8 protein-coding genes and 1 pseudogene are annotated in these 9,454 nt (G+C 43.0%); 4 read left to right on the top strand and 5 right to left on the bottom strand.

Features of this window, described 5'->3' with window-relative positions; translation table 11 throughout:
- Positions 1–57 precede the first annotated feature (57 nt).
- The 4 genes from G1O98_RS33730 (at position 58) to G1O98_RS33715 (ending at position 5,265) form a co-directional block, all read left to right on the top strand.
- A complete protein-coding gene (locus G1O98_RS33730; protein WP_163937815.1) occupies positions 58–3,063 on the top strand; it encodes an MFS transporter in 3,006 nt (1,001 codons plus the stop codon).
- A 265-nt stretch (positions 3,064–3,328) separates the two neighbouring features.
- Positions 3,329–3,865, top strand: a complete 537-nt coding sequence (locus tag G1O98_RS33725) for a hypothetical protein (RefSeq protein ID WP_163937813.1) — start codon at positions 3,329–3,331, stop codon at positions 3,863–3,865.
- An 88-nt stretch (positions 3,866–3,953) separates the two neighbouring features.
- Positions 3,954–4,631 carry a TrkA family potassium uptake protein gene (locus tag G1O98_RS33720; protein ID WP_012412607.1) on the top strand — a complete coding sequence of 226 codons (678 nt, stop codon included), beginning with the start codon at positions 3,954–3,956 and terminating at the stop codon, positions 4,629–4,631.
- Positions 4,632–4,707: 76 nt separating this feature from the next.
- Positions 4,708–5,265: a DUF3124 domain-containing protein gene (locus G1O98_RS33715; RefSeq protein ID WP_163937809.1), complete on the top strand. Its 558-nt coding sequence runs from the start codon at positions 4,708–4,710 to the stop codon at positions 5,263–5,265.
- A gap of 113 nt (positions 5,266–5,378) precedes the next feature.
- On the opposite strand, the gene G1O98_RS40970 is transcribed toward G1O98_RS33715, so the two are convergent.
- From G1O98_RS40970 to G1O98_RS33695, 5 genes and pseudogenes are all read right to left on the bottom strand, one after another.
- Positions 5,379–5,510, bottom strand: coding sequence for a hypothetical protein (locus G1O98_RS40970; RefSeq protein WP_275941817.1), 132 nt, complete (start codon positions 5,508–5,510; stop codon positions 5,379–5,381).
- Positions 5,511–5,519: 9 nt separating this feature from the next.
- Positions 5,520–7,073, bottom strand: a complete 1,554-nt coding sequence (locus tag G1O98_RS33710; protein ID WP_163937820.1) for a sodium:proton antiporter — start codon at positions 7,071–7,073, stop codon at positions 5,520–5,522.
- A gap of 70 nt (positions 7,074–7,143) precedes the next feature.
- Positions 7,144–7,347 (bottom strand): annotated as a pseudogene (locus G1O98_RS33705) (TIGR00341 family protein); the annotation flags it as partial.
- A 21-nt stretch (positions 7,348–7,368) separates the two neighbouring features.
- Positions 7,369–8,100: a DNA repair protein RadC gene (radC, locus tag G1O98_RS33700; protein ID WP_163937806.1), complete on the bottom strand. Its 732-nt coding sequence runs from the start codon at positions 8,098–8,100 to the stop codon at positions 7,369–7,371.
- A 216-nt stretch (positions 8,101–8,316) separates the two neighbouring features.
- A complete protein-coding gene (locus G1O98_RS33695; protein ID WP_163937818.1) occupies positions 8,317–9,255 on the bottom strand; it encodes a phosphoribulokinase in 939 nt (312 codons plus the stop codon).
- Positions 9,256–9,454 lie beyond the last annotated feature (199 nt).

Here is a 9,454-nt window from a genome sequence, read left to right as displayed (position 1 = left end):
GCCTCCCCCTGCCCCCTGCCCCTATTGGGCGGTGATACTACCAGAAAATAAAACTGCATGGAACTGAAAAATCACTGGTTTGCTGTAAATAAAGTTGTTTTACCACGACTACTACAGTGGGTGAATCTCCGGCCAGAGGAGAGTGAACGAACACAACTAATGTTTATTTTTTACACAACTGTATGTGTAGGATTGCGGTGGGCAGAAGACAGTACGGTGGCGCTGTTTTTGGATGAATATGGGACTCATCTATTGCCGTGGATGTATATTGCCAGTGCCGTTATGAGCGCAGCACTGGTTTTTTTATACTCTTGGCTGCAAAGGATTTTTCCGTTACGCCAGGTGATTGTAGCGATCGCACCTTGCATGTTGATGCCATTACTTCTATTAGTTTTATTACGTTGGGGATCTCATGTTTCTTACCTGGTAGTTATTTCGGCCTTTCTGCTGCGGCTATGGGTAGATGCCCTTTATGTAGTCAACGATCTCAACACCTCCATCGTCGCTAACCAAATATTTAACATTCGAGAGATTAAGCGGACTTACCCACTGGTGAGTAGTGGACTTTTGGTAGCAGATGTAATTAGTGGTTTTAGTTTGCCTTGGCTAGTGCAATACACCTCGCTGAATAAGATCATCTTCATCGCCTGTGTAGTGATTTTATTCGGATCGGGGATTTTATTGTATTTAACTAATCACTATCGAGCGGCTTTTCCTGAAACTCCACAAAGACTAATTCCTGAAGAACAAGCTTCACGAGAGCGCTTTATTAAAAGTCCGCTGAAGCGCTATGTTTGGCAATTGTTTGCTTTCGTGGGCCTATTGCAAGTCATTGGGTTATTAATAGATTTTCAATATCTGCGCGAACTCAAATCCAATATGAGCGACCGAGAACTCGCCAGTTTCTTGGGTCTTTTTGGTGGGATGTTGGGACTGTGTGAGTTGTTATTGCAGTGGTTTATTTCCAGCCGACTCATTGAACGGATGGGGGTATTTTTCACCGCGACACTTTTACCAATCACCGTAGGCTTTTCATTACCAGGAGTGCTGGTATTTTTGCATTTAATTCCAGCCATACAATCGCAAAGCTTTTTCTGGGGTCTGATAATTGTCAAATTTTGCGATGAACTTCTGCGCTACACCTTTGTCATGAGTAGCGGCCCCATCCTGTACCAACCGATTCCAGAGTCAATTCGCAGCCGGATGCAGACTTTATCTGGCGGAACCGCCGAAGCGATCGCTACAGGTTTGACAGGAGTACTAATTTTTGCAACTCTATTGTTTTGTAACCGCTTTGTACCCGTATCCCTGCAAAAGTGGGTATTGGTGGCAGAAACAATGCTGATAGCTAGCACCTGTTTAAAAGTAGTTTGGGAATTGCGATCGCGTTACGTTGAACTGTTAGTCTTGAGTGTGGCACGGGGCCAGTTGAGTGCAACTAATGTCGGCTTACGATTCTTCAAGCAAGGTGTAGTCAAAGCTTTAGGAGAAAAAGGCAGCGAGGCTGATAAACGCTCTTGTATTGAACTTTTAGCCCAAATTGACTCTCAAGGAGCTGCGGAAGTTTTAGCACCCCTGTTAGTTAAGTTAACCCCAGATTTGCAGCGCCAAAGTTTGGAAGTGATGCTGATAGCAGGTGCAAATCCCGCTTATCTATCTGCGATTCGTCCTTTGTTAGAACAACCCCAAGAAACTAACCCCGAAGTTTTTGCCCTAGCACTACGTTACGTTTGGCTAGCTGAACCAAATCCCAATTTAAGCATCCTAGAAGAATATCTGAACCCCCGCCAAAACTCACTCATCCGCGCTACCGCCGCCGCTTTAGTCTTACGTCAGGGAACGCCGATGCAAAAGGTAGCAGCTACCCAAACTATGCGGCGGATGTTAACTCATAAGAAAGAACGGGAACGGGTGAATGGAGTTAGAGCCCTTAGAGAAGCAGTTTATTTACAAGCGTTACGGATTCACATCCCAAATTTATTACAAGATGAGTCGTTACGGGTGCGCTGTGCCGTATTGGAAATGATTGCAGCAACCCATTTAGAGGAATACTATTCGGCGCTGATTGCAGCACTTTATTACAAATCAACCCGCACTATAGCAATGTCATCCCTAGTGCGACTAGAAAATGAAGCGATAGAGATGCTGTTGCGGTTAGCTAACAATATTTACAAACCAGAAGTAGTGCGGATGTACGCTTGGCGTACCATTGCTCAAATTGGCACTCAGGAAGCATTAGAGACCTTATGGGAAAACTTGGAGGCATCCTGGGGTATAACTAGGGATCATATTCTTCGGAGCTTACTAAAAATACATAAACAACCAGGAATTAGAGGTTTAGTAGATCGGTTTTATGAAAGTCGGGTAGAAAATTTAATTGAGCAGGAATTAAAGTTTTTAGGTGAGATTTATGGTGCATATATAGACTTGAAAATATTAGATGAAAAAGAAAATCATCAATCAAGCCAGAGGATTGCGATTGTCTCTGAGTTACTCCAACGCGCCCTTTTAGAATTGGAATTGGATGTGAAAGAGCGGCTGCTACTGTTGCTCAGACTGCTTTACTCACCAGAAAAGATGCAGGCAGCAGCATTTAATCTGCGATCGCTCTCAGTGGTAAATTTAGCACGGGGTTTAGAAATCTTAGAGCATACCGTAACTTTGCCTTGCAAGTCTCTGTTGCTGAATATTTTAGATAACCGACCGCAGTCAGAAAAATTGCAACATCTTGTAGAAGCCAAGATCGTAGAATATGAGAATATGCTAGTTAGCGATCGCCTCCACAGATTGCTGATGTTAGGTAACTTCCTTTCGGATTGGTGTCTAGCTTGTTGTTTCCATTTTGCTCAAGTGACTCGCATCCGACTTACCAGTTCTGAGATTTTAGTGAGTTTGCGTCATCCAACAGGCTTTGTTAGAGAAGCTGCGATCGCATATCTAAATATGGTTTCACATCGCGTTCTCCTGCAAATCTTACCCCAGTTACAAAAAGATCCACATCCTTTGGTAGCTGCTCAAGTTAAAGAGTTACTCGAAAAATACCAATTCAAAAATTACAATTGATATTACCTATACTGAAATAATACTGTTGTCTACATTGCTGGTAAGTAACTATAAGACTCATATTTGATTTTTGCGAAGCTAGGTACAATTCAAAGAGCCTTCTTTTCTATTGCCTGTTGCCTATTACCTCTTGCCTGCTGATCGCATTTGCACCAAACCAGACTGCCCTAACACTTTCTGGTCACATTTGTTGGTCAGACTATAAACAAATCAATCACCAATAAAAGCTTTGCAGGTTCATCAATGCTTTTGGGAGGCAAACAAAATGGCTTCTGATCAACTTCAACACGCTATTGGTATATTTAGTAATCGTAAAATTGCACTACAGGCCCTTGACGAACTGAGAAGTAGTGGATTTCCGATGCATGAGATTTCCGTAATCACTAAAACACCCAAGGTTAATGAGCAACCTGACAGTTCCGACACGAATGAAAGTACTATCACTCCTGCTGAGGGTGCTAGGGCGGGTGGATTAGCAGGTGCTAGGGTGGGAGGTTTACTTACCTTGGTTGCGGGTTTGGGTATTTTGCTTATTCCTGGTTTTGGCCCAGCACTAGCAGCGGAGTCTGTTTTAGCCACACTTTTAGGAAGTGGAGCTAGTGCAGCGGCTGGCGGTCTTATTGGCGCACTGCGGGGTTGGTTTCTTCCTGAAGAAGCCGCCAAACTCTATAATGACCGAGTATTTCAAGGCGATTATTTAGTGACAATAGAAAGTACAGAACACAGTATCCATCAAGCCGAACCAATTCTGAAGCGTTTTGGTATTCAAGAATGGCGTATTTTTGATATTCCCACAAGTTGAACGTATATCTCTATACAAGCTACACTTTCATTACTTTCCTAACTTGTAAAGTGGAATAGGAAGATCAAAAAAAGTAAAAAGAGCAGCTATGTACGTACTAATAGGTGGAGCTGGTTTAGTGGGCTTAAGTTTAGCCCAAAAACTCGTAGAGCTAGGACATACTGTTGCTGTAATTGACGTTGACCCTATTGCTTGTCGTTATGCCCGTGAACAAGTAGGGGCAATGGCTTTTGAAGGCAGTGCTGTAAGTACAGAAGTATTGCTAGAAGCTGGGATTCGCAAAGCCGGTTCTTTGGCAGCTGTCTTAAGAAGTGATGCCTTAAACTTGGCAATGGTAACTCTTGCTAAACACTATGGTGTCACCCATATTTTGAGTCGGATGCGCCACCCCGATTTTGCTGAACCACTGCGAATAGCTGGAGCCAACCATATCATCAGTACTGTTGAACTATCAGTTTCAACAATGGTGAATGCCATTGAGTATCCCCAAGTGGAATCAATGATGCATTTTGAGCAAGGACAGATTGAGGTTTTGAAACTTGCCATCCCAAACAATTGCTATGTTGCTGGTCGTAGTGTTGCCGAAATCGCTCAGGATGCCCGATTTCCTAGTGGTTCGCTAATTATTGGTTATCAATCCCATCCTCACGAAGATTTGATGATTCCTAATGGCAGTACAATACTGGAACCTCATTCAACAGTGTTGATTGTGACTAAACCAGGATCTTTACATCAAGTTATTGATTTTATTGAACAAAGATGTTGAGCGTAGTCCCGACTGAAACTATTTATTAGGTGGGATTAGCTACAAATGTATAAAAAAATGGGTGTAAATAGTTTTGATGAAGCTTTATCCATATATTTTAGCGATCGCTCTTATTTTTCTGGCATCTTGTCAATCAACAAATATTTCACCCAAATCACAACCCGACGCTATTCAAGCAACCCCAGTTCAAAAAATAGTAACGCTAGATAAAAATTTTAAGATAGCAAGCGGTCAAACTGTTTATGTTCCTGTCTATTCACATATCTATCATCACAATAAGCAGGAGATTTTCGAGTTAGCCGTTACACTCAGTATTCGGAATACAGATTTGACCAATCCGATCGTTATTACTTCTGTGCGCTACTACAACTCAGAAGGGAAATTAATTAAACAGTATTTGGAGCGTCCTATTCAACTTGATGCCCTTGCTTCGACAGATTTTTTTATAAATAGAAATGATACCAGTGGAGGTTTAGGCGCAAACTTTATTGTCGAGTGGGTAGCTCAAACAGAAATATCCGAACCCATAGTGGAGGCAGTCATGATTGGTACTGACTTCCAACAAGGAATTTCTTTTATCAGTCCTGGTAGAGCGATCAAAAGTCAAAAGAACTATAAGCGATCGCCTTCGTAATTCGTAATTCGTAATTCGTAATTAAGTTTTTCTTCGTTTTCATGCTCTGTATAAGAATGCATTGATTGAGTCTCTGACTAAATGTCTAAGCGGAGGCAGCAGTTCCCAATCAATCAGCCAAAGCTCAGAGGTTCACTCACAAAGCTCAGAGGTTCATCGACAAAGCTCAGAGGTTCATTCACAAAGCTCAGAGGTTCATTCACAAAGCTCAGAGGTTCATCAACGAAGCTCAGACTATTCCCCATTCCCCACATTTAATCATCATCTAACTTCAGCAATTGTTCATCAAGATTTTGTATCCGTCCGCGCACAATTTCTTCTGAAAGAATTCGCTTTCGCATCGCCTCATTAAGCGCTCCTTTTTCTGCCAGCAGTAAACGGCGGCGAATGGCATCAAGTTTACCACTGCTGTTACTTTTGCCGTCTAACTCATCAGGACGACGATTATATAGTTCCCGCAGTGTCTTTTCTGCACCGGCAATTCGCACTTGATAAGCTGAACGCATCTCTTCATAAACAGCTTTTGGTAATACACCCGATTTCAACAAGCTATCTAATTCATCTTGTGCGGCCTTACCCGTCATCAACTGGGCTTGTAACTCTTCAACCTGTTGTTGAACTTCAGAAAATTTAGATAACTGTAAGCGTTTTACCACCCAAGGCAAACTTAAACCCTGTCCAACTAACGACACCAGCACACTACCAAAAACTAAAGCGATGAGAACATCTCGCCCTGGTAGTGTTTCTGGTAAACTCAATGCCAGAGCCATCGAGAGCGAACCTTTGATGTTACCTAAAAAAAGTAAATGTTGCCAGCGCAATGGAATTGGACGGTCAATCAAACGAATCCCTGCTAGCAACGGATAGACTGTAAGAACTCGCCCAACTTGATAAGCCAAAACTGCAAAGAGAATTGCAGGTAAAGTTCTCCAGAGCGTTACCAGGTCTATTTCTACACCAATTAACAAAAAAATAAAGGTGTTGACGGTAAAACTGGCATACTCCCAAAAACTCAACAAAGTGATGCGACTAGAAGCAGAAGTATTCTGAGAAAGCCCTAAATTTCCGAAAATTAATCCAGCGACAACTACAGCCACCGCACCCGATACACCAAGAAATTGCCCAACCTGAAAAGTTCCCAATGCAACTGCCACTGTTAGTAATAAGCTGCTAAGGGCATCATCTAAACGGGCGAATACAGGTATGCTCAAGTAGCCCAAGACTAACCCGACAACGCAGCCTCCTAGAGAGATAAATAGCAGTTGTTGGATTCCCTCTATAAATGTGAGTGAACCTGTAGAATATACTTGCAAAATTAGGTTGAATGAAACTAGAGCAGCTGCATCATTAAATAAAGTTTCTCCTTCAACGATGGTGGAAAGCCGGGAGGGTACTGGTATTTCCTTAAAGACGGCAATCATAGAAACTGTATCAGTATTTGCCAGAATTACTCCGACAAATAACGCAGGTATCCAACTCAGTCCCAGCCCAAATTTTAACAGGGCGGCAATAATCCCACTGGAAAGCACAGCCCCAGGGCCAGCTAGCAGGGCAATTGGTTTAAAGGTGCTGCGTAGGCGGCTGACATCTGTATTAATGCCAGCTTCAAAGATGAGAATTGGTAAGAAAAGATTCAAAACCAAGGTTGGATTTAAACCAATCGGACGAGATAACAATTCAGTGATTGGCAAACCTGCCAATACTAAACCCGTGACATAAGGGATTCGCAACCGCCGGGATAGCAAAGCTACTCCTGTAGCAAGCAGCAAAAGAATAATTGAAACTTTAACTAATTGAGTTACATCCACTATTACGTTTTGGAAAGTTAGTTGGGCTTGACTGATAGATTCTCTCTTCATTCATGCCAAATTAGCAACTTCAGGGTGTGGGTTCAGAACTTCTAATTTCTTCCACTTGACCAACTTCAAAAATTAAAGTGAATGCTTGCCCCATCTCTTGTTTAATAAATTCTTCTAATAACTTTACTTGCCGAGGTGTGACAGGTTCCCTTGCGCGGACACTCAAACGCACTTCTGGGGGATTTGCCAACCAATTGGTATTTCTGTTAAGTAACTGCAATCGCCCCTGCTCCCTGCTTTTTCACTAATCCCCTTGCGGGTGTTCATCCCACAAGGTCGTTATTTCCCGTAAACTCTGATGATTGCCATTACCCAAAATCAGATGATCTAGTACCGGAATGCCCAAAAGCTGCGCCCCTGCTAACAACTGGCGCGTCAATTCTATATCTTCATGGCTAGGTTCAAGGTTCCCAGAAGGATGGTTGTGGGCAACTATTGCCCGCGTTGCGCCTTGACGAATAACTTCCCGAAAAATATCACGCGGAGAGGCTAGGGTTTCAGTTGCTGTGCCAATGGTAATTACTTGCGTACCTAGCAAGCGATTCTTAACATCTAATAGCACCACTGCAAAACGTTCTTGTGTCTGCCACATCAAATCTTGACTGAGGGTAGCGGCAGCAGCAAGGGGGCTATCAATCAATGTGCCATCATTCGGTCGAGATTGAAAGGCGCGTTTGCCCAATTCAATTGCTGCTAAAATACTTGTCGCCTTCGCCGGGCCAACACCAGAAATTAGCATCAACTCTGCGGGGCTAACTTCTCGCAAAACCGCCAAAGGATCGCGTTGGTGTTTGCCTAATTCGCTCAAAATAAATTGTCCCAAACCCACAGCAGATAGTTTTCCTGGGCCTTGACCAGTGCCTAGAAGAATTGCGATTAACTCTGCTGTGGCTAAAATTTTGGCACCATGCGTCATTAATCGCTCACGCGGACGCTCATTTGTAGGTAGGTCGGCAATTCTGAGGCAATAGGTCATAAACAAAGAAAATCGTCACCACACATCAAACTATCCTTAGTTATCCCTCGTTTGCTGTCAAAATCACCTTTATTTGAGAAAATCTTTAACCTTGGTAAGGTTATGTGGGTAATTTCATTTGCAACTTTCAAAGGGAAAACTAAAAATAATATGATTTAGGACGATGCCTACGGTGGTAAACTACGCTATGTTCTTAAACCCCTCCATCTTCCCTGATTATTGATAAATTTGCGTTGCTTTGAGCATGTGGTAGGTAATGATTAGCTGAGTCAAAGCCAGAGGGTAACTTTGCAATGTCTCTCCAGTTGTACCAGCAATTTTACCCAGTTCTGGATTACTTTCGCGATCGCAAAGATTTCGGAGATGGGGCATATCAGAACAAATAATATGCTCTAGCTTATTCACCTGTTCTAAGGTTGCATGACCATCAACTTCTAAGACATCCACAGGCTTACTCATGTCTCTGTCTAGCCCCAGACGAATGGCTGAGTCAGAATTACCATAACTAGAATTGGTAATTACGGTGAAATCTGGATGGGGAATTGTCGGACGCAGTACCAATCGAACATTTAGGTGTCCATTGGTTTCATCATCTTCATCAGTCGGTGGATAAAAACTAATAACTATATCAGACCATTGCCGTTGCGGACGGATAAACTGTGATGAGTCTGGTTCGCGCTTTTCTAATTCTGCTAGCACCTGTTCAGGTGTGTAGCCCCGCTTTTGCGTATCTCGCTTGACTTTCCACTTAGCACGTAATTCTTCAGGAGGCGCAAGATAAACTTTAACATCGTAAGAATCACGGGCCGCACGAGTCGAATAACCGAGTAATCCTTCAATAACTACGAATTTACTGGGCTTGATATACTGCGGTGGCTCGAATGTGCCTGTTTTATGGCTATAAACTGGCTTGAGAATGGGCTGTCCGGTGCGTAGCAGCGACAGGTGTTGCTGCATAATATCTAAATGGTTGCAGTCTGGGTGGAGGGCAGTGATGCCAATTTCTGCGCGTTGTTGGCGATCGTAACGGTGGTAATCATCTGTACAGATGATTGTGACATTTTCTGGGCCGAGTGCCTGAGCGATTCCCCGCGTTAGTGTTGTTTTCCCAGCAGCGCTGTCGCCGACAATACCAAGAATTATTGGACGGCTCATCATACCTCCCAGAATAAAAGTAAGTTTATTAATACAATTTCCCTACAATAGTTTTAATTCTAGAAGGGTTTAGGCAAGTAACTCAAGCAAAGCCTTGGTATGCAATATCTCTACATATAAAATATCTGTGCGCTGGTTTATTGCCATCTACATAGCTGATGAGTCAAAAGAGGCACGGGGGCGAGGGGCAGGGGGAAAG

It is taken from the genome of Nostoc sp. UIC 10630 (assembly GCF_010747425.1).
In the GTDB taxonomy this organism is placed as follows: Bacteria; Cyanobacteriota; Cyanobacteriia; order Cyanobacteriales; family Nostocaceae; genus Nostoc.
Note: the sequence above shows the minus strand (reverse complement) of the source record. Positions and strands in the feature narration are given on the sequence as shown.